Genomic DNA, 21,752 nt, shown 5'->3' with positions numbered 1-21,752 from the left:
TGCGTTCATGCATATACGCATATCGCATATAAGCAAATGCGTACTTAGTAGTTTGGAATAAACACTAAGTTTATTACTATTGCGGGTACTTTGGGGGTGCAAGCATGACTTTGTCTTATATAGTCTCAGGATTTGCCGTAGGATTACTCGTAGGAATGACCGGCGTGGGCGGCGGCTCGCTGATGACGCCGCTGTTAACCCTGCTGTTTGGCGTACCGCCTTCCGTGGCCGTCGGTACCGACCTGGCGTTCGCCTCGATCACCAAGAGCGCCGGCACGCTGACGCACCGCCTGCGCGGCACCATCCGCTGGGATATCGTCAAGCGCCTGTGCATCGGCGCTCTGCCCGCCGCCGTCATCGCGACCCTGGCGCTCAAATCGTTCGGCACCCTGTCGCCGGAAATCGGCCAGATCATCCGCTACTCGATCGCCGGCTCCGTGCTGCTGACCGTCGTGGCACTGATTTTCAAGGGCCGCATGCTGGCCTGGATCAATGCGCACCCTGAGAAACAATTACAAGGCAACAAGCTTGCCGCTGCGACCATTATTGCCGGCGCCGTGCTGGGCGTGCTGGTAACGGTCTCGTCGATCGGCGCCGGCGCCATCGGCGCCACACTGCTGGTGATGCTGTATCCACGCATGAGCTCGGCCGAAGTGGCGGGCACCGATATCGCCTATGCCGTGCCCCTGACGGCCATCGCCGCCCTGGGCCACTGGTGGCTCGGCTCCATCCACTGGGAATTGCTGGCCTCCTTGCTGGTCGGCTCCCTGCCCGGCATCACGCTCGGTTCCTGGGTCGCCCGCTCCGTGCCGGAAAAGTTTTTACGAGTGCTGCTGGCGATGACCTTGACCGGCGTGGCAGTGAAGCTAATCTATTAATTACCGAACAAGTGACAAGAGCAGTATCAAGAACATAATCCCAGGCAATCTTCCAGCACCCCGGCTTTTTTAGGAATTGATATGTACCATTACGATCAGTACGACCACCTCATCATCAAAGAACGCATCGCCCAGTACCGAGACCAGGTTGCGCGCCGTATCGCCAATGAACTGACGGAAGAGGAATTCATTCCGCTGCGCCTGCAAAACGGCCTGTACATGCAACGCCACGCCTACATGCTGCGTATCGCCGTGCCGTACGGCTTGCTTTCGGCCAAGCAGATGCGCATGTTCGCGCACATCGCGCGCAAGTATGACCGCGGCTATGGCCACTTCACGACGCGCCAGAACATCCAGTTCAACTGGATCGAACTGGAGCAGACTCCCGATATCCTGACGGACCTCGCTTCCGTGGAAATGCACGCGATCCAAACGTCGGGCAACTGTATCCGTAATACAACATCGGACCCGTTCGCCGGTGTCGCAGCCGATGAAATCATCGATCCGCGCCCGTACGCGGAAGTATTGCGCCAGTGGAGCACCTTCCACCCCGAGTTCATCGCCCTGCCGCGTAAATTCAAGGTCGCCATCAATGGCGCCGAGGAAGACCGCGCCGCCATCGCCGTGCACGACATCGGCTTGACGGCCGTGCGCAACGCGGCCGGCGAAGTGGGCTTCAAGGTCATGGCCGGCGGCGGCATGGGCCGCACGCCGATTTTGGGCAGCGTCGTGCGCGACTTCCTGCCGTGGCAGCATTTGCTGACGTATATCCAGGCGATCATGCGCGTGTACAACTTGCACGGCCGCCGCGACAACAAATACAAGGCGCGCATCAAGATTTTGCTGAAAGCCATCGGCGTGGAAGAATTCACGCGCCAGGTGGAAGCAGAGTGGGTCGACTTGAAAGACGGTCCGGAAACCCTGACGGCCGAGGAAATGCAGCGCGTGGCGGACTTCTTCAATCCGCCCGCTTACCTGGCCTTGCCGGAACTCGACTACAAGAACGAACATGCGGACAACAAGGCCTATGTGAACTGGCTGGCGCGCAACGTCAAGCCGCACCAGCGCCCCGGCTACGTGGCCGTGGTGCTGTCCCTGAAGAAAACGGGCGTGCCGCCGGGCGACGCGACGGCCGAGCAGATCGATTTCGTGGCCGATCTGGCCGACCGCTACAGCTTTGGCGAACTGCGCGTGACGCACGAGCAAAACCTCGTGCTGGCCGACGTGGAACAGTCGAAACTGTTCACGCTGTGGCAGGAAGCCAAGGCGCATGGCCTGGCCACGCCGAACATCGGCTTGCTGACCGACATGATCTGCTGCCCTGGTGGCGACTTCTGCTCGCTGGCCAACGCCAAGTCGCTGCCGATCGCGGCCGCCATCGCGGAACGCTTCGACAGCATCGACTTCCAGCATGACATCGGCGAGATCGAACTGAACATTTCCGGCTGCATCAATGCCTGCGGCCACCATCACGTGGGCAGCATCGGCATCCTCGGCGTCGACAAGGATGGCAGCGAATGGTATCAAGTGTCGATAGGCGGCGCGCAAGGCAACAACGCGGCCATCGGCAAGATCATCGGGCCATCGTTCTCTTCCCTGCAGATGCCTGAAGTCATCGGCCGCCTGCTGCACGTCTACGTGCGCGACCGCCACGAAGGCGAGCGCTTCGTCGACACGGCCCAGCGCCTGGGCCTGGCGCCGTTCAAGGAACACGTATATGCAACGCCGATCACGGTCGGCAACCTGGTGGGAGAAGACGAATATGTTTGAAGTACGCGAAGAAATCATCAAGAACGCCGCCGTGGTGCCGAATACCTGGGGCTTGCTGCGCCTCGATGAAAACGACACGCCGGAAACAGTGGTCGTGCCAGCCGGCAAGGTCATCGTGCCGCTGCTCGTATGGCAAGCCCAGCGCGAAACCCTGGCCGCTCGCCTGCCCGACATCGGCGTATGGCTGGCCAGCGACGAGCGCCCGGAAGAACTGGCGGCCGACGTGGAGCAACTGCCCGTCATCGGCGTGGACTTCCCGAAATTCACGGATGGCCGCGGCTATTCCATCGCGTTCAACCTGCGCGCCCGCCTCGGTTTCCAAGGTGAATTGCGCGCGATTGGCGACGTGCTGCGCGACCAGCTGTTTTCCATGCACCGGGTCGGCTTCGACGCGTATGCGACACGCCCCGACCGCAGCATCCATGACGCCCTGAAAGGTTTATCCGTGTTCTCGGAAACCTACCAGGCGTCGTGGGATCAAAAATCGCCGCTGTTCCGCCGCCACCAGCGCGAAGGCCAGAATCCTGACCTCGACAACGCGGCCGGCATCTGAGAAAGCGAGCCATGAGCGACCTCTCTACTTTAATTGACGCCACCCAGCAAACGCTGACACGCATCGCCGCGGACTTTTCGCCGGCCGTGTTCGCCTCTAGCCTGGCAGCCGAAGACATGGTGCTGACCGACATGATACTCAAGGCGAAGCTGCCCATCGGCATCTTCTCCCTGGAAACAGGCCGGCTGCACCAGGAAACCCTGGCCGTGCTCGACAAGGTCAAGACCCGTTACGACCACGACATCACCTTGTACCGCCCGCAACCGGAAGCCGTGGCCGCTTACGTGGAACAAAATGGCCTGAACGCGTTCTACAACAGCGTCGAGATGCGCCGCGAATGCTGCCGCATCCGCAAGGTCGAGCCGCTGGGCCGCGCCCTGGCCGGCAACAAGGCCTGGGTCACGGGACAGCGCCGCGCGCAGTCCACCACGCGCGCCGAATTGCACGTGCAGGAAGACGACGCGGCGCACGCGATGACAAAATTCAATCCGCTGGCGGACTGGTCGGAAGAAGACGTGTGGGCCTACATCCGCGCCAACGACGTGCCGTACAACGCGCTGCACGACCAGGGTTACCCGTCGATCGGCTGCGAACCGTGCACGCGGGCCGTGCAGCCCGGCGAAGATGTGCGCGCCGGACGCTGGTGGTGGGAAAACCCCGACTCCAAGGAATGCGGCCTGCACATGGTGGACGGCAAACTGATACGCATCAAATCCGTGGCAGCCTGAACAGACACAACAGACTCAGCAGAACAAGAAAGCACCCATATGAGCAATATTTTGAACCAGCGTCACCTCGACAGCCTTGAATCGGAAGCCATCCACATCATGCGCGAAGTGGCGGCCGAATCGGCCAACCCTGCGCTGCTGTTTTCCGGCGGCAAGGATTCCGTCGTCCTGCTGCGCCTGGCCGAAAAAGCCTTCCGCCCAGGCAAGTTTCCATTCCCTCTCGTGCATATCGACACGGGCCACAACTTCCCCGAAGTCATCACTTTCCGTGACAAGAAAGTGGCGGAACTGGGCGAACGCCTGATCGTCGGCTCCGTGGAAGACTCGATCAAGCGCGGCACCGTGCGTCTGCGCAACCCGGCAACGGATTCGCGCAACGCGGCCCAAGCCGTCACCTTGCTGGAAACCATCGCCGAATACAAATTTGACGCCTGCATCGGCGGCGCGCGCCGCGACGAAGAAAAAGCCCGCGCCAAGGAACGCATCTTTTCGTTCCGCGACGAATTCGGCGCCTGGGATCCGAAAGCCCAGCGTCCGGAACTGTGGGATCTGTATAACACCCGCGTCCATCCCGGTGAAAACATGCGCGTCTTCCCCATCTCCAACTGGACCGAGCTGGACGTGTGGCAATACATCGCCCGCGAGCAACTGGAATTGCCGCCGATCTACTTCGCGCACGAGCGCCAGGTGATCCCGCGCAACGGCTTGCTCGTGCCGCTGACGGATCTGACGCCGCCGCGGGAAGGCGAAACGGTGGAAACGCAAGTCGTGCGCTTCCGTACGGTGGGCGATATCTCGTGCACCTGCCCTGTCTCGTCCGATGCGGCGACGGTCGACGCCATCATCGCCGAAACGGCAATCACGCAAATCACGGAGCGGGGCGCCACCCGCATGGATGACCAAACTTCCGAAGCCTCGATGGAAAAACGCAAGAAAGCAGGGTATTTCTAATGAACGCAGCAATCCAGAACACCAACCTCACCGACAGCCTGGAGCGCGGCATGCTGCGCTTCATCACGGCCGGGTCCGTCGATGACGGCAAGAGCACGCTGATCGGCCGTTTGCTGTTCGACAGCAAGGGCATCTTCGCCGACCAGCTCGACGCCATGTCGCGCTCCAAGCACAAGCGCACGGTGGGCGACACGGTCGACCTGTCGCTGCTGACAGACGGCCTGGAAGCGGAACGCGAGCAAGGTATCACGATCGATGTGGCTTACCGCTACTTTGCCACGCCGAAACGCAAATTCATCATCGCCGACACGCCGGGCCACGAGCAATACACGCGCAACATGGTGACGGGCGCCTCCACCGCCGATGCCGTCATCATCCTGATCGACGTGTCGAAAGTGAAACTGGGCGACGATGGCAGCGTGGAATTGCTGATCCAGACCAAGCGCCATTCGACAATTGCCCACTTGCTGCAGATCGAGCACGTGGTCGTGGCCGTCAACAAGATGGACCTCGTCGACTACGATGAAACGGTGTACAACCGCATCGTGGCCGCCTACCGCGAATTCGCCCAGTCGCTGGGCTTGAAGGACATCACGCCGATCCCGCTGTCGGCACTCACCGGCGACAACGTCGTCGAACGCGGCGACAAGCTGGGCTGGTACACAGGCCCGACCTTGATCGAGCTGCTCGAATCGCTGTCCGTCTACGACGAATCGCACGACACCCCGTTCCGCTTCCCGGTGCAGCTGGTGGCGCGCCACAACGGCCACGAAGCGAACGACTTCCGCGGCTACATGGGCCGCATCGAGGCGGGCAAGGTCAGCATCGGCGACACCCTCGTGGTGCAGCCATCGGGCCAGACGGCAACCGTCAAGGATATCGTCACCCTGGACGGCTCGCTGAGCACCGCCGTGGTGGGCCAGTCCGTGACCCTGCTGCTCAATGAATACCTCGACATCTCGCGCGGCGACTTGCTGGCGAGCAGTGAGCGCCCTGCCACCCTGCTGAAACAAGTGGTGGCCGACGTGTGCTGGCTGTCGGAAGACGCGCTCGACTTGCGCCGCAAGTACTGGATCAAGCACGGCACCAAGCAGACGGCGGCCAAGGTGACGGCGATCGAATCGATCCTCGACATCAATACGCAGCAGCGCCATCCGGCCGAAGGCTTGAAGCTCAACGATATCGCCCGCATCAGCCTGAACGTGCAGCAGGCGCTGGCGGCCGACGCGTATGCCGATATCCGCGCCACCGGCGCCTTCATCCTGATCGATGAAGTCACCCACCAGACCGTCGCGGCCGGCATGGTTCGACTCTAATCCCGTATCGTCCAGGAAAGGCAGCCACATGAACAGCTCCCCATCTCTCCCCGGCAAGGTCTACCTGATCGGCGCCGGGCCCGGCGCGCAAGACCTGATGACCTTGCGCGGCGCGCGCCTGCTGGCACAGGCGGACGTCGTGCTGCACGACGCACTGGTCACCGAAGAGATGCTGGAGCTGTGCCCGCAGGCGCAAAAGATTCTGGTCGGCAAGCGCTGCGGCCAGTTGTCGACGGCGCAGGCCTTCATCAACAAGCAACTGGTCGACAACGCGCGCAAGCACGCCGTCGTCGTGCGCCTGAAAGGGGGCGACCCCATGCTGTTCGGCCGCGCCGACGAGGAATTGCGGGCGCTGGAAGAAGCGGGCATCGCCGTCGAAGTGGTGCCCGGCATTACCACGGCCCTGGGGGCCGCGGCCCCCACACAGCAGCCGCTGACCAAACGGGGCGTGTCGCGCAGCGTGGCCTTTTTCACGTCCAGCACGGCGCCGGGCGAACCGGACCAGACGCGCATCCCCGACTGTGACACCCTGGTGCAATACATGGGTGGCCGCGAAGCCATCGCCACGGCCCAGCGCCTGCTGGCCCAGGGCCGACGTGCCGACACCCCGGTGGTGGTGATTGAAAACTGCAGCCGCCCGGACCAGCGCATCGTGCGCCTGACGCTGAGCGCCCTGGCGCATGGCCTGGGTGAAAACCACGGCCCCGTGCTGGTGATGCTGGGCGACGCCATGGCTGTGCGCGCGCACCAGGCCATCGAAGAAACGGCCGCCATTCTGGCGCGCCATGCTTGAATAAACACAGCGTATTTTACCGACTTTAAAGTCAGTAACCGACGTCTTCCGGGGAAACATGATACGATGCTCACGCATCTTTTCTCGAGAAGTTGTTGTGTGATAGCAATAAACTCACGCTTCACCCCGCCATAGCGCTTGCCATGCGGCCTCCCGGCTGACGGGAGCCCTGGCAATCTCCCCGAAAAAAGCTGCGCCCGCAGGCTGCAATACCGCGCCGCGCAACTTTAGCCTTACGATCACAGATGAATTTCAACTCCATGCGCGAAGCCCTGACTTCGCTCAGCCGCAGCAATGTCGGCGTCGCCAGCGCTGTGCTGTTCAGCATGCTCGCCTCCATCGCCCTGTGGACGGTGTTCCCGAATATCGACGACGAAAACCATTTGCTGGAATGGCTGCAGGCGCTGTTCCTGGCTCTTGCTTGCACCGTGCACGGCGTGCGCGCCTGGCAAGAGACTGACCGCCAGTCCTTGCGCTTTCTCATGCATGCAGGCCTGTGCGCGCTGCTGTTCGGCTTCCTGCTGCGCGAACTCGATATCGACCAGTTCGGCACGGTGCCCTTCTGGGCGCAGCTGGAAAAAGCCCTGCGCGTGGTGGAGTTGCTGATCCTGATACGCTTGCTGATCTTCTTCGCGCCACGCGCGCGCAAGGTGTTTGCCCATGCGGGCCTGATTTTCAGCATGCGCATCACCATCCTGACGGCCATCGGCGGCTTGCTGATGGCCGCCGGCTGGCCCTTCGACAAGAAGGTCTTCCATGGCATGCCGGACGCCTACGCGCTGCTGGGCGAGGAAGTCTTCGAACTGGGCGCCTATCTGCTGCTGTTCCTCGCTTCGCTGTCCGACAGCACGGCCGCCGCCCACATCAGCCTGGCGCCGAAGAAGAAATCGGCTTAAGCACTTTCAAATGAGGATGGCAGCGGCAGCAGCCGCTGCAAGGTAGCGGCCACGCGCAGCAGGCGCGGGTCGTCGTCCTCGGCCTCGTCGCAGGTATCGTTGATGCAGAAAAACGCCAAGCTGCCGAATCGCGCGGCCAGCTCCTCGAGCTGGCGCGGCGCCGCCACATCGCCGCTGGCGATATGCAGCGGGTCGAGCATGCGCGAGCGCGCGAATCCCTGATGCACCATCCAGCGCGGCACCAGATCGGGCAGCAATGCCGGCACCTGCCACGAGCGGAACACCGTCGCGCGCACGCCGGCAAACATGGCCGGCGCCAGCCCTTCCAGTGCATGCAGCGCGCTTTTCAGCATGGGCCGCGGCGCATGCGCATACAGGCGCGGTTCATGCAGGTATTCGGGGTACTGCGCCGACAGCCATTGCCGCGACAACGTAGCGCAATTGACGGGCGCCGCCACATCGGCGCGCAAGCCCTGCACGTCATCGTGCGGCGCGCTCTCCGTAAACACACTCAAACGCCCCTCCCCTTCCTTCCCGAACCAGAACGCGGGCTCGAACGGCGCGCCAAAAAATACGTCGTCGTTTAGATACAGGAAGCGTTCGGACAGGCCCGGAATATGGTGCAGATACGATTCGATATGGCCGGAGTCGAACACGGGCAGCGATGCACCGGGCATCAGGCTCGCATGGTCGATCACCGTCAGGCGCGGTGAAGCACGCAGCCAGTGGGGCACTTGCCGGTCCGTCAGCAGGTAGATATGGCCGTGGCCTGGGAAGAAACGCTCGAGCGCGCGCAGGTTGTAGCGCAGTTCGCCGTTGTCGCGGTAGCGCCCCGCCACGTTGCCGTGCAGGGCCAGCTGGCCCGGATGCGCCTGCGCCCAGGCGGCATAGGCGTGCTGCCGGCGCGCGCGCCAGGCGGGATCGGCGCCGTCTACCCACAGGTAGACGATGTCGATACCGCTCAAGGGATAGGGCTGGAGCCTGGCGCCGCCACGCAGTAATCGGCGATGGCGGCCAGCACACTGGCGTTCTCGCCGACCGCCTCGACCACCTTCAGGCGCAGTGCCGGATGCTGCTGGCGCAGTTCCTCCAGCAGCAGCGGCAGGTCGCGCAGCACATGCCCGCCCTGCCCCAGGAACACGGGCACCACGGTAACGTCCAGGATGGCGCCATTGGGCAGCTCGGCCAGCAGGGTCGCCACCAGTTCGGGCAGGCGTGGCGTCATCAGTTCCAGGAAAGCCAGGTGCACGCAGGTACCGGGCATGCGCGCCTGGGTCAGGTCGCGCAGGCGCTCGAACGGCGCGGCCCACGATGCGGCGCGCGCGCCATGGGCAAACAAGATCAGTGCCTGTTTCACGTTCGTCTCCATCAGTGCCGCTCCACCCACCACAGGGCGCCCAGCGCCAGCAGCAGATACAGGGCGCTCGGCGCCACCGCCGTCAGGAAGGCCGGCCAGGTGCTGAGCAGCCCAAGATGCGAGAACAGGGTGTTGACCAGCATGAAGCTCACGCCGATCATGATGCCGATGAAAATCTTCAGGCTGATGCCGCCGCTACGCGTATGCATGTAGGCGAACGGCAGCGCCAGCGCCATCAGCACGAAAATGGCCAGTGGATCGATCAGCTTTTTCCAGAAGGCGATGCGGAAACGCTCTGTTTCCTGCTTGTTCTCGGCCAGGTGGCGCGTGTACACGGCCAGTTCGCTGGCCGACATGCGCTCGGGATCGGAGGCCGACACCGTCAGGATCTTCGGCGTCACTTCCGACGTCATGTCCTTGCTGGCGCTTTGCACCGTGCGCACCAAGCTCGTTTCCTGCCCATAGTAGTTCGCCAGCTTCGGCTCGAAGCCTGGCGCGGTGGCCGCGCTGTTCGAGAACGAGGTTTCCGTCACATCGGTCAGGCGCCAGATATTATTGCCCTGATACGTCGCGCCCTTGGCCACGGTCAGGGTGCGCAAGCGCATATCGGTGTCGAATTCATACAGCTTGACGTTTTTCAGCTGGCCGTCCGGACGCGCTTCGCCCACATTGAAAAAGCGCGAGCCGGTGACGGTGCCCGTCAAGCCATCGCTCTTGACCATGTCCTTGGTCCACAGGCCAGAGCGAAACTCGCTCGACACGGCCGCGCCGCGCGAGGTCAGCTTGAGGCGCTCGGCCAGCGGCTCCGTGCGCGGCGTGATCAACTCGCCGAAGATGAAGGTGATGACGACGAAGACGATACCGATGCGGAACAGGAAACCGGCCGCCATCGCCGTCGACATGCTCGAAGCGCGCATGATGGTGAATTCGGAACTGGCGGCAAACTGCGCCATCGTGTAGATGGTGCCGATCAGCGCCGCGATGGGCATCACCTCGTACACATGCCCCGGCACCAGTACCAGCACATACAGGAAGGCATACTGGATGGTGTAGCCGTTGCGGCCTACCTTGGGCAGCTCGCCCGTCAGGTCGATGAAGGCTTGCAGTGCCAAAAAGGCCAGCAGCACGAACAGCACCGCCTGGAATATCGAGACCGCAAAATAGCGCTGTAAAATCTTCATTTCGGTGCCGCTTTACTTGGTTTGCCGGCGCGGCGCGCGCGCTTGAAAGCCGCCAGCAGGACCAGCGGATGATAGCGGTGGTTCACATTCAGGCGCCACGCAAACAGCACCACCACGGCCAGCCCCGCCAGCAGGTGTAGCGGCCACCAGGCCAGGCCGAAGGTCATGCGGCCCTGTTTCACGCTCGCTTCGATGACCTTGATCAGGTTGCTGTACGTAAAGAAAATCAGCAGCGCGATGATCAGATTGGTCGAACTGCCGGCGCGTGGATTGACAAAGCCCAGCGGAATGGCCAGCAGGATCAGCATCAGGCCGATCAGGGGCGCGCTGACCCGCCACAGCAATTCGGCCATGGTGAACTGGTTGTTCGCCTCGACCAGCGCCATGGTGCTCATGGCGCGCACGCCCAGGTCCGCACCCATTTCCTGCTGCTTGCTCTCGATGCGCATGATGTACTGTTCGAATTCCATGGTCTGGAAGTCCGCCTGCGTCGGCACGCCCTGGTAGCGGCGGCCGCTCTTGAGCACGAGGAAGCGTTCGCCCTTGGCGTCGGTATTGATCACGCCTTCCCTGGCGACGACGACGACGGCGCTGCCCTTTTCATCGACGGTATTGACGAAGACGTTCTGCACCACGTTCTTCTCGCCGCTGACGCCCTCGACAAAGAAGATACGGTTGCTGCCGGCCGATTCGCGGAACTGTCCCGGCGTGACTTTCTGCAGGTCCTCGCGCTTTTCAAAGCGCGCCACATATTCATCGCTTTTCTGTTGCGCCCATGGCGTGGCGTACAGGCTCAGGACACCGGTGGCAAGCACCAGCGGCAAGCCGAAGCTGAGCACGGGCCAGATCCAGCGCGACAGGCTCAGGCCGGAGGCGAACCACACCACCATCTCCGACTCCTTGTAGCTGCGGGTGACGACCATCAGCACCGAAATGAATCCGGTGAGGATGATGATGGTGGGCAGCTGCATCAGGGCGGAAAAAACCATCAGGGACATGACGTCGGATGACGCGATCTTGCCGCCCGCCGCCTTGCCGAGAATACCGATCAGCATCCAGGTGAGCAGGATGCTGAACAAAACTGTGAAGGTGGCCCCGGCGGCACTAGCCAATTCACGTCGAAGGGCGCGTTGAAAGATCATTCGGAGTTTATAATTCGGGTCAGTTAGTTGAGTAACACGTTACTAGTAAATGAAAACGGAGAACCAAATGGACTTTAGCATAAAAGCATTCGATACCAAGAGCACCCTCGGCACGGCCAAAAGCGGATGCATCGCGGTTGCGGTATTCGAAAACAAAAAACTGTCGCCAGCGGCAAAATCGCTGGACAGCAAGGGTGCGATTTCGGCTGCGCTGAAGTCCGGCGACATCAGCGGCAAGCCTGGCAGCACCTTGCTGCTGCGCGCAGTCGATGGCGTCGCCGCCGAACGTGTTCTGCTGGTAGGCATGGGCAGCGATGATACTGTCAGCGAAAAAAGCTTCACAACCGGCGTACAAGCCGCACTGAAGGCCTTCGGCTCGCTGGGCACTGCGGACGCCATTATCGCATTACCGCTGGCTGAAGTGAAAGAGCGCGACGTAAATTGGGCAATCCGTTGCGTGGTGCAAGCCGCCCACGACAGCGAATACCGCTGCGACTCGCAAAAAAGCAAAAAAGATCCGGCGCCAGCAGGCGTGCGCAAGATCGTCCTGGCCGCTCCCGCAACGGCAGCGACGCGCGGCGCGCTGGCGCAAGCCATCGCCATCGCCAACGGTTCCGACCTGACGCGCAACTTGGGCGACCTGCCGGCGAACATCGCCAACCCGACCTACCTGGCCAACACGGCCAAGCAGTTGGCCAAGGATTACAAGTTCGAAGTCGAAGTGCTGGACCGCAAACAGCTCGAAGCGCTGAAAATGGGCAGCTTCCTGTCCGTCACCAACGGCAGCGAACAGCCGCCGAAATTCATCGTCCTGAAGCACATGGGCGGCAAGGCCAAGGATGCGCCAGTGGTCCTGGTCGGCAAAGGCATCACCTTCGACACGGGCGGCATTTCGATCAAGGCCGGTCCTGGCATGGATGAAATGAAGTACGACATGTGCGGCGCCGCTTCGGTGCTGGGCACCTTCCGCGCCATCGGCGAAATGAACCTGAAGCTGAACGTCATCGGCGTCATCGCCGCGTGCGAAAACATGCCGTCGGGCCGCGCCACCAAGCCGGGCGACATCGTCACCTCCATGAACGGCCTGACCATCGAAGTGCTGAACACGGACGCCGAAGGCCGTCTGGTGCTGTGCGACGCGCTGACCTACGCCGAACGCTTCAAGCCGGCAGCCGTCGTCGATATCGCCACCCTGACGGGCGCTTGCGTCGTGGCCCTGGGCCACCACAACAGCGGCCTGTTTACGCGCAGCGATGCGGCGCATGACCAGCTGGCCAATGAATTGCTGGCAGCGGGCAAGCAGTCGAGCGACACGGCATGGCGCATGCCGATCGAAGAGGCGTACAACGAGCAGCTGAAGTCGAACTTCGCCGACTTGGCCAACATCGGCACGCCAGGCGGCGGTTCGGTGACGGCAGCGGCCTTCCTGGAAAACTTCACCAAGAAGTACACCTGGGCGCATCTGGACATCGCCGGCACGGCGTGGAAATCGGGCGGCGCAAAAGGCGCGACCGGCCGTCCAGTTCCACTCTTGACGACGTTCCTGATCAACCGCGTGTAAGTTGACGCCTTGCCGGCAGCGCCCTGCGCTACCGGCGTCGCGAAGCAGCCGCCATGGTCACTGACCCTGGCGGCTTTTTTTCGTGTGTATGAATCAGTAGACGACGGGATTGGGCAACGGCGATGGCGCCACCTTGGGCTGCACCACCGTTTCCGGCACGGCGGGCGGCGGCTTCACGGCGACGGGCGCGGGCGGCGGTGCCAGGCGCGCGGGGTCTTGCATGACGATGGTCAGAATCGACGGGTAGTCGAAGCCGGCGCCCGTGTTGCGGTCGACGAAATAGCCGACGCCCAGGGTCAGGATGACATTGCCCCAGACGCTGCCATTGAGCTTGGGGTCAATGTGGTCATCCGTCGCGATGGCGGGCGAACCGTGCTTGCGGCAATCGACCTTCAACGGTTCCTGGCTCTTGCGGATGGTGATGCGTCCGGGCGTGGTGACGAACCACTTGCCCACGTCGTTGCTGAGGATGCAGCCGGCGCCCGTCAGCTCGCGGTTGTCCTGGATGGTTTGCACCAGCACCATCTGCTCGGTGTTGCCCGTCAACGTGGCGCAGCCGCCCAGGCCAAACAGCAGCAGCGTCCTGGCGGCAAGGGCTGCAGACGATGGGACGCGCATGGGTAGCTCGCTTAACGGATGGGAATCGGCAGGTCGCCGGGCACGGCGACGGCGGTGACGCTGTTTTTCGGACTGCCCTCGATCAGGCGGTCGGAATACACGAGGTAGACGAGCGCATTGCGCTTGCTGTCGACCATGCGCACGACGCGCACGTGCTTGAAGAAGATCGAGGCACGCTCGGTAAACACTTCTTCCTGGCGCGGCAGCTTGCCCTTGAATTGCAGCGGCCCCACCTGGCGGCAAGCCACGGACGCATCGGCCTTGTCTTCGGCCAGGCCGACGGCACCCTTCAGCCCCCCGGTCCTGGCGCGCGACAGATAGCAGCTGACGCCGGCAACGCGCGGATCGTCATACGCTTCGACGACGATCTTGTGGTCAGGGCCGATCAGCTTGAACACCGTGTCGACCGAACCGATGGTTTCGGCATGTGCCGCGGCGCAGGCAAAGCCCAGCACCAAAGCGGCAGGCAGCAATTTACGCATGAAGAAAATCCCGGGCACGCACGCGGGCGGCCATCAGTTGATGGGAGCGAAACGCTGAACCATGACGCCTTCGACTTCGATCAGTTGAAAGAACACGTCTTTCGGCCGGGTCCAGATGGAACCATCCTCGGCGCGATAGACGATCATCGGCGTCAGATCCGCTTCCAGCGTGGCTTCGCACACCAGTTCGTAAATGCCGCCCTTGTAGTGCCGATAACGCATCGCCGTCCCCTCAAGCCGTTGAATCTTCGCTCTTGTCGTCGGCCAGCGCCTTCTGCTTCTGCTTCAGGCCCTGGATCACTTTCAGTATGCCTTCCATACCGGCCGCGCCATCGGCGCCGCTGAAGGCATCGAGCACCTCATTGAGCACCTTGTTGCGCACGGTCGCTTCATCGGAGGACATTTCCAGCGCGCGCTGGGCTTTCGCCGCCTTTTCGGCCGCGCTCACGCGCGGCTTGGCAGCCGTCTTGCCATGCGTCAGAGCGGCCTGCCAGATAACCCAGCGGCGCTGGGTCTCGAAAATCAGGTACTCATCCGGTTTGTCTTCTCTTCGCCGCACAATGTGGCCGTCACGCTGCGCCCACGCTTCAAATGCAGTTCGCATTTTCTTCCTTTGCAAATGCTACGCGCAAGTCTCACTATTAAAACTGCAACATTTCAAAATAGTACCATCTATTGATGTCGCAAAACAGTCTCATAGATACAGTACTGCAATTTATATAACAAGTCTGGCGGCGCCAGGGATGGAATTGACACTCCGTCCCCGGCACAGTGGTCATGTAATCGGAATAGCAATTACAACTAATTACAACTGCTTCCTGTTCGGTTCTTAACTGGGCTGTAACAAAGCCGTATGACACAGTTGTTACATTGTGCCATTTTAGTAGTTTTTATTGCGTTTTAGCGAGAAACTTTACACCTTTGTCGCGCTAAACAGCGAGACGCAGCCTGCCACGCCAGCCACTTATGCCAAATCAAACATAGGGGTTGATCAATGATACACAAAAACATAATATTCATGCGCCACGATTGGTTAAATACAAATACTTTATTGGCACCCCTTTTTTCCTGCTAGTAAATAAAGCCCATGCCCGGTAAGCCGGGCAGGACGCCATCGACACGCATGCGGTAAGATTCGCGCCTATCGCCACCTATTCAAGCAAGGATTTTTCCCATGAAACTCGCCACCTGGAACGTCAACTCGCTCAAAGTGCGCCTGCCGCAAGTGCTGCAATGGCTGACCGACAACCCGGTCGACATACTGTGCTTGCAAGAAACCAAGCTCACGGATGACAAGTTCCCCGTCGCCGATATCGAGGCGGCCGGCTACCAGGTGGTCTTCAGCGGCCAGAAAACCTACAACGGCGTGGCCATCCTGTCGAAGCTGCCGATCACCGACGTGGTCAAGAACAATCCCCGCTATGAAGATGCGCAGCAGCGCATCCTGGCCGCCACCATCGGCGGGGTGCGCGTCGTTTGCGCCTACGTGCCGAACGGCCAGAGCGTCGACTCGGACAAATACGAATACAAGCTGGGCTGGCTGTCCGCCCTGCACGACTGGCTGGCCGAAGAAGCGCTGCAGCACCCGCAGCTGGCCGTCGTCGGCGACTACAATATCGCGCCCGACGACCGCGACGTGCACGACCCTGTCGCCTGGGCTGGCCAGGTACTGGTCTCGGACAAGGAACGCGCCGCCCTGCAGCGTCTGTTCGACATCGGCCTGACGGACGCCTTCCGCCTGTTCGAACAGGCGGACAAATCGTTCAGCTGGTGGGATTACCGCCAGCTGGGCTTCCGCCTGAACAAGGGCCTGCGCATCGACCATATTTTGCTCTCGCCCGCCCTGGCTGGCCGCTGCAAGGCTTGCGTGATCGACCGCGTGCCCCGCAAATGGGAACAGCCGTCCGACCATGCGCCAGTCGTTGCCACTATCGACTGACCGATACGGGCATCATCGACAGGGGACCACTTGCAACTGGCAACAGCCGTCCGACCATACACCCGTCATCGCGACGATCGACTAAGCAGGAAGACGTTCCAGCAGCGATTGCGCATTGGCAGCTGGAACCGGCGCGGAAAACAGATAGCCCTGCGCATAGCGGCAGCCGTTCGCCTGCAGCAGCGCGAACTGTTCTTCCGTTTCCACCCCTTCGGCCACGGCCGACAATTGCAGGCTGTCGGCCAGCGCGATGATGGCCGCCACGATGGCGCGGTCTTCCGCGCTGTGCTCGAGGTCCTTGATGAAGGCGCGGTCGATCTTGACCTTCTTCACGGGGAAGCGCTTCAGGTAAGCGAGGCTGGAATAGCCGGTGCCGAAATCGTCGATCGACAGGCGCAGGCCCATGCCATTGATCTGCCGCAGAATCTCCAGCGTATGCTCGCCGTGCTGCATCAGCGCCGTCTCGGTGATCTCGAATTCCAGCAGCGCCGGATCGATGCCCGTTTCCCGCACCACGGCGCCAATCGCCGCCACCAGGCCCTTGTGCATGAACTGGCGCGGCGACAGGTTCACCGCCAGCGGCACGGGCTGCAAGCCCATGCGCTGCCAGGCCATGCTTTGCTCGCATGCCTGGCGCATCACCCACTCGCCCACGGGCACGATCAAGCCGTTTTCCTCCATGATGGGAATGAAGCGGTCCGGCAGCACCAGGCCGTGGCCGGGACGACGCCAGCGCAGCAGCACTTCCATGCCGTGCAGGCGGCGCGTGGCGATATCGATGATCGGCTGGTAAACCAGCTCGAACTGCCGCAGCGCCAGCGCCGTGCGCAAGCTGCTTTCCAGATCAAAATGCAGGGCCGCCGCCTGGTTCATCGTCTGCGTGAAGAACTGGTAGTTGTTGCGGCCATTGCCCTTGGCGTGATACATGGCCGCATCGGCATGGCGCATCAGGGCGTCGACATCGCCGCCATCGTCCGGATACACGCAGATGCCGATCGACGGCGTCACGTGCAGCACATGGCCGTCGAGCGGAAAGGCGGGCGTGAGCGCTTCGATGATTTTCTCGGCCACGCGCGCCGCTTCGTCGCCGCTGCGGATGCCCGGCACCAGCACGACGAATTCGTCGCCGCCCAGGCGCGCCACCGTGTCGCTGGCGCGCACGGCGCCGCACAGCCGGGCGGCCACTTCCTTGAGCAGCAAGTCGCCCGTCATGTGACCGAGCGAATCGTTGATCGTCTTGAAGCGATCGAGGTCGATGAACATCACGGCCAGCTTGCGCCCCGAGCGCTGCGAGGCCAGCATGGACCGTTCCAGCCGGTCCGACAGCAGCGCGCGGTTCGGCAAGCCCGTCAGGTTGTCATGGTAGGCCATGTGGTGCACGCGCGCCTCGGCCTGGCGCCGCTCGGCGATCTCGCCTTGCAGCAGCAGGTTGGCGCCGGCCAGTTCGGCCGTGCGTTCCTGCACGCGTAATTCCAGTTCGTCGCGCGCGCGGCGCACCGCCTCGGCCGCCTCGCGGCGCGCCGTCACGTCGTCGACCAGCCACACGGAACGGCCATGCGCATGCGCCAGGTCGAACGGCCGGCCGGACAGGCGCGCCCAGAAGCGGCTGCCATCCTTGCGCACCAGCTGGTATTCCGACATGTGGACCCTGCCCGCCTCGAAATCGCGCGCCGTCTCGCCGCGCGCCACCTTCCACGCGGCCACGTCCGGATACAGGGCCTGCACCGACAGGCCGTTGATCTCGCCCGGGCCATAGCCGAACAGCTCTTCCATCTTGCTGTTGGCGCGCAAATTGTAGCCGCCCTCTATCACCGAGATGCCCAGCACGGCGCTGTCGAGGATGGCCTGGTTTTCCAGCAGCGCGTTGCGCAGGGATTCTTCGGCGCGCTTGGCTTCCGTGCGGTCCTCGATGATCCAGATGGTGCCGGCGGCCGGGTCGTCCGGATTGACGACATAGGCGATCAGCTGCGCCCACAGAGTGCTGCCGTCGCGGCGCATCATCTCCACTTCCGTCTGGAACGGCTTGCCGATAGACAGGAAGGGAAACGCGGCCGCGCCCAGCAAATCGTACGATTGCTGCGACACGTACAGCGCGCGCCCGGGCAAGCCCAGCGCCTCGTCGCCGCTGTAGCCGAACATCGCGGCAAAGCCCAGGTTATAGCGCGTGATCTGGCGGTTCTTCGTGTACAGGATGCTGACCGAGGCATTCGTCATGATGGCCGCCACTTCCATCTGCGCCTGGCGGCTGGCCGTGATGTCTTCGAGGATCCAGATGGCGCCCTGCTCGCTGTGCGTCTGGTCGACGGCCTTGGCGCGGATGCGGCACCAGAACAGGCTGCCGTCGCGGCGGCGGAACAGCGATTCGTCCTGCTCGTAAGGCAAGCCCTGTCCCAGCAGCGGCGTGGCTTGCACGCCGAATGCCTCGTAGGCGGCGGGCGAGGGAAACAGCTCGGCGGCGGGCAGGCCGATCATCTCATCCTGCGTGTAGCCGAACATTTCGGCGAAGCGGGGATTGCAGCGCAGGATCAGGCGCGAACGCGAAAACAGGATGCCGACGGAGGCATTGTCGAGGATGGCCTGCTGCTCGAGCATCAGCTGGCGCGTCGCCTCCTCGGCCGCCTTCTGCGCGCTGCGGTCATCGAACAGCCAGATCGTGTCGCGCAGCGCGCGGTCGGACTGGTTTTCCGGATTCAGCACATAGCCGTAGGCCAGCGCCCAGAACGTGGAACCGTCGCGGCGGCGCATTTCCATCTCGCCCTGGAACGGCAGGCCGCGCCGCAGCAGGGGCGCGGCCTGCCGCACGACGCTCTCGTACGCCGCGCGCGACGGATACAGGTCGGCGACGGCCAGGCCTACGCCGCTGTCGCCATCGAAGCCGAAGCATTCGGCGAAGCGCCGGTTGTAGCGCAGCACGCCCTTGTCACGCTGGAAGCCGATGGCCAGCGGCGCGTTGTCCATCACGGCCTGCATTTCCAGCATGGCGCGGCGCAGCTGGTCTTCATCGCGCCGGTGGTCGCTGATATCTTCGATGATCCAGACCGTGCCGTCATGCGTATTGAGGGGATCGACGGCGCGCCCGTGCAAACGGCTCCAGAACAAGCTGCCGTCCTGGCGCCGCAATTCCAGCTCCGTGCGGTATGGCTTGCCCTTCGAGAGCAGCGGCGCCGCTTCCAGTCCCAGGGCGCGGCAATGCTCGGCGGAGCGGTACAGCACCGCGCCCGGCATGCCCGTCAGCTGGTGGCGCGCATAGCCGAGCATCTCGGCGGCGCGGATATTGCACTCCTCGATGAAGCCGCCCTTGGAAAAGATGATGCCGACGGCCGCGCTTTCCAGGATGGCCTGCTGCTCGAGCATGGACTTGCGCAAGGCTTGCTGGTCGCGCTGCTGCACGCGGATGTCGGCAAACACGAGGGTCGCGCCCGGCAAGCCGTCGTCCACCAGCAGCGGCCTCGACCAGACCTGCACGGCGATGGCGCCCGACACCCCTTGCAGGCTGCTGTCCCACTGCCGCTCGCGCCCGGCCGCACCGAGCGCGCCGCGCAGCATGCTCGTGCTCGATGCACGGTAGGCGTCCGTAAAACAGTCGGCCAGCAGCCGGCCCGCTATATCCGTGCCCAGCAAGGATTGCAACGCGCCATTCGCCGCCACCACCATGCCGCAGGCATCGCAGGCGCAGGCCGGCAAGGCGATCAACTGCAAGGCATCGGCGATGAAATCGGGACTGGTCGGTACGCGGTTCATGGACACCATGGGACGGTTAAGGACGAGATAAACATGTGCCTGGGCAAAAATTCTCACAAGCATCATGGTGCTGTCAGATCATAAACCAGTTTCCCGGGGTTTTTTCATATTCCTCATTGGCAATATCTGAAACGCCACAGACCACTTGCAACACGATTGTTGCAACCGCGTTGCATGGCAAGAAAATGAAACAAATCGTTTAGAATAAAGCATGCGCCGCCCTCCCCAACCTCCGCTCGATCACCGCGACAAACCCGTCATCTGGACCGTCTCCGTCTCGCGGCTGTTCGACCTGTTCCGCGACATCACGCTCGAGTACGATGACCTGGCGACGATCGAACCGATCAACCTGGGCTTCGACGACGCCGTGCGCCATATCCGCGAACGCATGGCCACCGAGCGCTGCGACGCCGTCATCGCGGCCGGCTCGAACGGCGCCTACCTGAAAGGCCGGCTGTCGGTACCCGTCATCATCGCCAAGGCCAGCGGCTACGACGTGATGCAGGCGCTGGCGCGCGCGCGGCGCATCTCGCCGCACATCGGCGTCGTCACCTACCAGGACCCGATGCCGGAACTGGCCGAATTCGCCGCCACCTTCGGCTTCCAGATCGCGCAGCGCACCTACGCCACCGAGGAAGACGCGCGCGCGCAGATCAATGAACTGAAGGCGGCCGGCGTGAAAGCCGTCGTCGGCGCGGGCCTCGTCACCGACCTGGCCGAAGAGGCCGGGCTGGCCGCCGTCTTCGTGTATTCGGCCACGGCCATCCGGCGCGCCTTCGACGATGCGCTGGAGCTGGCGCGCCTGACGCAGATCGAATCGACGCGGGGACGCCGCGCGGTGGTGGCCGACACCCTGCGCGCACGGCACGGCCTGCACGATCTGCGCGGCGAATCGGAAGCGATGGAAGCGCTGCGCCAGTCGGTGGTGCTGTATGCGCGCTCGCCGGCGACGGTGCTGATCCAGGGCGAGACGGGCAGCGGCAAGGAACTGGTGGCACAGGCGATCCACCGCGAAAGCCCGCGCAGCCTGGGCGCTAACCGGCCTTTCATCGCCATCAATTGCGGCGCCATCGCCGAGTCCTTGCTGGAATCAGAACTGTTCGGCCACGAGGACGGCGCCTTCACGGGCGCGCGCCGGGGCGGCCATGCGGGCCTGTTCGAAGCGGCCAACCACGGCACCCTGTTCCTCGACGAAATCGGCGAAATGCCGCTGGCCCTGCAAACGCGCCTGCTGCGCGTGCTGGAAGAGCGCGAAGTGGTGCGCGTGGGCGGCACGCGGCCCATCGCCATCAATGTGCGCATCATCAGCGCCACGCACTGCGACCTGGAACAGCGCATCCGCGAAGGACGCTTCCGCGCCGACCTGTTCTACCGCCTGGCCGTGCTGCGCCTGCATTTGCCCGCCTTGCGCGAACGCGCCAGCGATATTCCCGGCCTGGCCGAATGGTCGCTGAAAAATGCGCTGGCCGCGCTGGGCGCGCGTCCGCACCCCAACCTGCACGCGGAAATCCAGGCTTGCGCGCCGCTGCTGCGCCGCTACGGCTGGCCCGGCAACGTGCGCGAACTGCGCAACCTGGCCGAGCGCCTGGCCCTGTTCCTGGCCGCCGAACCGCTGCAGGCGCTCACGCCCGCCTTCGTGCTGGGCGTGGCGCCGGAACTGGCCAACGCTGCCGGCACGCCGGCGCTGCCGCCGCAGCCTGCCGCCACCGCACCGCGCCTGGAAGTCGAAAGCGCCAGCGCCGTGCTGGCGCGCTTCGGCGGGCGCCGCGACGCCGCCGCCCACTACCTCGGCATCAGCCGCACCACGCTGTGGCGCCGCCTGCGCGCCGGCTGATTTTTCAACCAT

General features: G+C 63.0%; 19 protein-coding genes and 1 pseudogene. 11 read left to right on the top strand and 9 right to left on the bottom strand.

Annotated features, from left to right (window positions below; genetic code table 11):
- Positions 1-104: 104 nt before the first annotated feature.
- The 8 genes and pseudogenes from OPV09_RS08820 (at position 105) to OPV09_RS08785 (ending at position 7,885) form a co-directional block, all read left to right on the top strand.
- A complete protein-coding gene (locus tag OPV09_RS08820; RefSeq protein WP_034751508.1) occupies positions 105-878 on the top strand; it encodes a sulfite exporter TauE/SafE family protein in 774 nt (257 codons plus the stop codon).
- Between the two features lie 81 nt (positions 879-959).
- Complete coding sequence (locus OPV09_RS08815; protein ID WP_338681287.1) at positions 960-2,648, top strand: nitrite/sulfite reductase; 1,689 nt, start codon at positions 960-962, stop codon at positions 2,646-2,648.
- On the top strand, positions 2,641-3,201 hold the full coding sequence (locus OPV09_RS08810) for a DUF934 domain-containing protein (RefSeq protein ID WP_338681285.1): 561 nt from the start codon (positions 2,641-2,643) through the stop codon (positions 3,199-3,201). The genes OPV09_RS08815 and OPV09_RS08810 overlap by 8 nt, the downstream gene beginning before the upstream one ends.
- Before the next feature lie 11 nt (positions 3,202-3,212).
- Positions 3,213-3,929 carry a phosphoadenylyl-sulfate reductase gene (locus OPV09_RS08805; protein WP_070303816.1) on the top strand — a complete coding sequence of 239 codons (717 nt, stop codon included), beginning with the start codon at positions 3,213-3,215 and terminating at the stop codon, positions 3,927-3,929.
- Positions 3,930-3,962: 33 nt separating this feature from the next.
- Positions 3,963-4,880, top strand: a pseudogene (cysD, locus tag OPV09_RS08800) (sulfate adenylyltransferase subunit CysD); the annotation flags it as partial.
- Positions 4,880-6,196 carry a sulfate adenylyltransferase subunit 1 gene (locus OPV09_RS08795; RefSeq protein WP_070303818.1) on the top strand — a complete coding sequence of 439 codons (1,317 nt, stop codon included), beginning with the start codon at positions 4,880-4,882 and terminating at the stop codon, positions 6,194-6,196. The pseudogene cysD and the gene OPV09_RS08795, both read left to right, overlap by 1 nt.
- A 28-nt stretch (positions 6,197-6,224) precedes the next feature.
- Entirely contained in the window at positions 6,225-6,989 is a 765-nt protein-coding gene (gene cobA / locus OPV09_RS08790) for a uroporphyrinogen-III C-methyltransferase (RefSeq protein WP_338681283.1), read from the top strand.
- A gap of 245 nt (positions 6,990-7,234) precedes the next feature.
- Entirely contained in the window at positions 7,235-7,885 is a 651-nt protein-coding gene (locus OPV09_RS08785) for a hypothetical protein (protein WP_338681281.1), read from the top strand.
- Here the strand turns inward: OPV09_RS08785 and OPV09_RS08780 are convergent.
- The 4 genes from OPV09_RS08780 to lptF are packed head-to-tail and all read right to left on the bottom strand — an operon-like array spanning position 7,882 to position 11,565.
- Entirely contained in the window at positions 7,882-8,850 is a 969-nt protein-coding gene (locus OPV09_RS08780; RefSeq protein ID WP_338681280.1) for a Stealth CR1 domain-containing protein, read from the bottom strand. The genes OPV09_RS08785 and OPV09_RS08780 overlap by 4 nt on opposite strands.
- Positions 8,847-9,254: a sirohydrochlorin chelatase gene (locus OPV09_RS08775; protein WP_070303826.1), complete on the bottom strand. Its 408-nt coding sequence runs from the start codon at positions 9,252-9,254 to the stop codon at positions 8,847-8,849. The genes OPV09_RS08780 and OPV09_RS08775 overlap by 4 nt, the downstream gene beginning before the upstream one ends.
- The gene (gene lptG, locus OPV09_RS08770; RefSeq protein WP_034751534.1) at positions 9,254-10,423 is read right to left on the bottom strand and encodes an LPS export ABC transporter permease LptG; all 1,170 of its coding nucleotides are present in this window, start codon (positions 10,421-10,423) and stop codon (positions 9,254-9,256) included. Before lptG ends, OPV09_RS08775 begins: the two co-directional genes overlap by 1 nt.
- The gene (gene lptF / locus OPV09_RS08765; RefSeq protein WP_338681279.1) at positions 10,420-11,565 is read right to left on the bottom strand and encodes an LPS export ABC transporter permease LptF; all 1,146 of its coding nucleotides are present in this window, start codon (positions 11,563-11,565) and stop codon (positions 10,420-10,422) included. The genes lptG and lptF overlap by 4 nt, the downstream gene beginning before the upstream one ends.
- Positions 11,566-11,632: 67 nt before the next feature.
- Between lptF and OPV09_RS08760 the strand changes: the two genes are divergently transcribed.
- Positions 11,633-13,126 (top strand): leucyl aminopeptidase, encoded by a 1,494-nt coding sequence (locus OPV09_RS08760; RefSeq protein ID WP_338681278.1) that lies wholly within the window; start codon positions 11,633-11,635, stop codon positions 13,124-13,126.
- Between the two features lie 93 nt (positions 13,127-13,219).
- Here OPV09_RS08760 and OPV09_RS08755 read toward each other — a convergent pair whose 3' ends face one another.
- The 4 genes from OPV09_RS08755 to OPV09_RS08740 are packed head-to-tail and all read right to left on the bottom strand — an operon-like array spanning position 13,220 to position 14,830.
- Positions 13,220-13,744, bottom strand: coding sequence for a hypothetical protein (locus OPV09_RS08755; protein WP_338681277.1), 525 nt, complete (start codon positions 13,742-13,744; stop codon positions 13,220-13,222).
- Positions 13,745-13,755: 11 nt separating this feature from the next.
- Positions 13,756-14,226: a CreA family protein gene (locus OPV09_RS08750; protein WP_338681275.1), complete on the bottom strand. Its 471-nt coding sequence runs from the start codon at positions 14,224-14,226 to the stop codon at positions 13,756-13,758.
- A gap of 33 nt (positions 14,227-14,259) precedes the next feature.
- The gene (locus OPV09_RS08745) at positions 14,260-14,448 is read right to left on the bottom strand and encodes a DUF1653 domain-containing protein (RefSeq protein WP_034751545.1); all 189 of its coding nucleotides are present in this window, start codon (positions 14,446-14,448) and stop codon (positions 14,260-14,262) included.
- Between the two features lie 10 nt (positions 14,449-14,458).
- A complete protein-coding gene (locus tag OPV09_RS08740) occupies positions 14,459-14,830 on the bottom strand; it encodes a hypothetical protein (protein WP_034751548.1) in 372 nt (123 codons plus the stop codon).
- A 570-nt stretch (positions 14,831-15,400) separates the two neighbouring features.
- Between OPV09_RS08740 and xth the strand changes: the two genes are divergently transcribed.
- Positions 15,401-16,165 (top strand): exodeoxyribonuclease III, encoded by a 765-nt coding sequence (gene xth, locus OPV09_RS08735; RefSeq protein WP_338681273.1) that lies wholly within the window; start codon positions 15,401-15,403, stop codon positions 16,163-16,165.
- A gap of 81 nt (positions 16,166-16,246) precedes the next feature.
- On the opposite strand, the gene OPV09_RS08730 is transcribed toward xth, so the two are convergent.
- Positions 16,247-19,906: a bifunctional diguanylate cyclase/phosphodiesterase gene (locus OPV09_RS08730; protein ID WP_338681272.1), complete on the bottom strand. Its 3,660-nt coding sequence runs from the start codon at positions 19,904-19,906 to the stop codon at positions 16,247-16,249.
- Positions 19,907-20,117: 211 nt separating this feature from the next.
- Between OPV09_RS08730 and prpR the strand changes: the two genes are divergently transcribed.
- Positions 20,118-21,740: a propionate catabolism operon regulatory protein PrpR gene (gene prpR / locus OPV09_RS08725; protein ID WP_319992557.1), complete on the top strand. Its 1,623-nt coding sequence runs from the start codon at positions 20,118-20,120 to the stop codon at positions 21,738-21,740.
- Positions 21,741-21,752: the final 12 nt, after the last annotated feature.

Origin of the sequence: Janthinobacterium sp. TB1-E2 (assembly GCF_036885605.1) — a bacterium.
Taxonomy (GTDB): domain Bacteria; phylum Pseudomonadota; class Gammaproteobacteria; order Burkholderiales; family Burkholderiaceae_D; genus Janthinobacterium; species Janthinobacterium aestuarii.
This window is presented reverse-complemented; position numbering and strand designations above follow the sequence as displayed.

Excerpts from the sequence above, each read along its gene's own strand:
- prpR (WP_319992557.1), top strand. The coding sequence starts at position 20,118 with ATGCGCCGCCCTCCCCAACCTCCGCTCGATCACCGCGACAAACCCGTC.
- lptG (WP_034751534.1), bottom strand. The coding sequence starts at position 10,423 with ATGAAGATTTTACAGCGCTATTTTGCGGTCTCGATATTCCAGGCGGTG.
- OPV09_RS08730 (WP_338681272.1), bottom strand. The coding sequence starts at position 19,906 with ATGAACCGCGTACCGACCAGTCCCGATTTCATCGCCGATGCCTTGCAG.
- OPV09_RS08805 (WP_070303816.1), top strand. The coding sequence starts at position 3,213 with ATGAGCGACCTCTCTACTTTAATTGACGCCACCCAGCAAACGCTGACA.
- OPV09_RS08755 (WP_338681277.1), bottom strand. The coding sequence starts at position 13,744 with ATGCGCGTCCCATCGTCTGCAGCCCTTGCCGCCAGGACGCTGCTGCTG.
- OPV09_RS08745 (WP_034751545.1), bottom strand. The coding sequence starts at position 14,448 with ATGCGTTATCGGCACTACAAGGGCGGCATTTACGAACTGGTGTGCGAA.
- OPV09_RS08795 (WP_070303818.1), top strand. The coding sequence starts at position 4,880 with ATGAACGCAGCAATCCAGAACACCAACCTCACCGACAGCCTGGAGCGC.
- OPV09_RS08810 (WP_338681285.1), top strand. The coding sequence starts at position 2,641 with ATGTTTGAAGTACGCGAAGAAATCATCAAGAACGCCGCCGTGGTGCCG.
- OPV09_RS08775 (WP_070303826.1), bottom strand. The coding sequence starts at position 9,254 with ATGGAGACGAACGTGAAACAGGCACTGATCTTGTTTGCCCATGGCGCG.
- OPV09_RS08750 (WP_338681275.1), bottom strand. The coding sequence starts at position 14,226 with ATGCGTAAATTGCTGCCTGCCGCTTTGGTGCTGGGCTTTGCCTGCGCC.
- cobA (WP_338681283.1), top strand. The coding sequence starts at position 6,225 with ATGAACAGCTCCCCATCTCTCCCCGGCAAGGTCTACCTGATCGGCGCC.
- xth (WP_338681273.1), top strand. The coding sequence starts at position 15,401 with ATGAAACTCGCCACCTGGAACGTCAACTCGCTCAAAGTGCGCCTGCCG.
- OPV09_RS08815 (WP_338681287.1), top strand. The coding sequence starts at position 960 with ATGTACCATTACGATCAGTACGACCACCTCATCATCAAAGAACGCATC.
- OPV09_RS08820 (WP_034751508.1), top strand. The coding sequence starts at position 105 with ATGACTTTGTCTTATATAGTCTCAGGATTTGCCGTAGGATTACTCGTA.
- OPV09_RS08785 (WP_338681281.1), top strand. The coding sequence starts at position 7,235 with ATGAATTTCAACTCCATGCGCGAAGCCCTGACTTCGCTCAGCCGCAGC.
- OPV09_RS08760 (WP_338681278.1), top strand. The coding sequence starts at position 11,633 with ATGGACTTTAGCATAAAAGCATTCGATACCAAGAGCACCCTCGGCACG.
- OPV09_RS08740 (WP_034751548.1), bottom strand. The coding sequence starts at position 14,830 with ATGCGAACTGCATTTGAAGCGTGGGCGCAGCGTGACGGCCACATTGTG.
- lptF (WP_338681279.1), bottom strand. The coding sequence starts at position 11,565 with ATGATCTTTCAACGCGCCCTTCGACGTGAATTGGCTAGTGCCGCCGGG.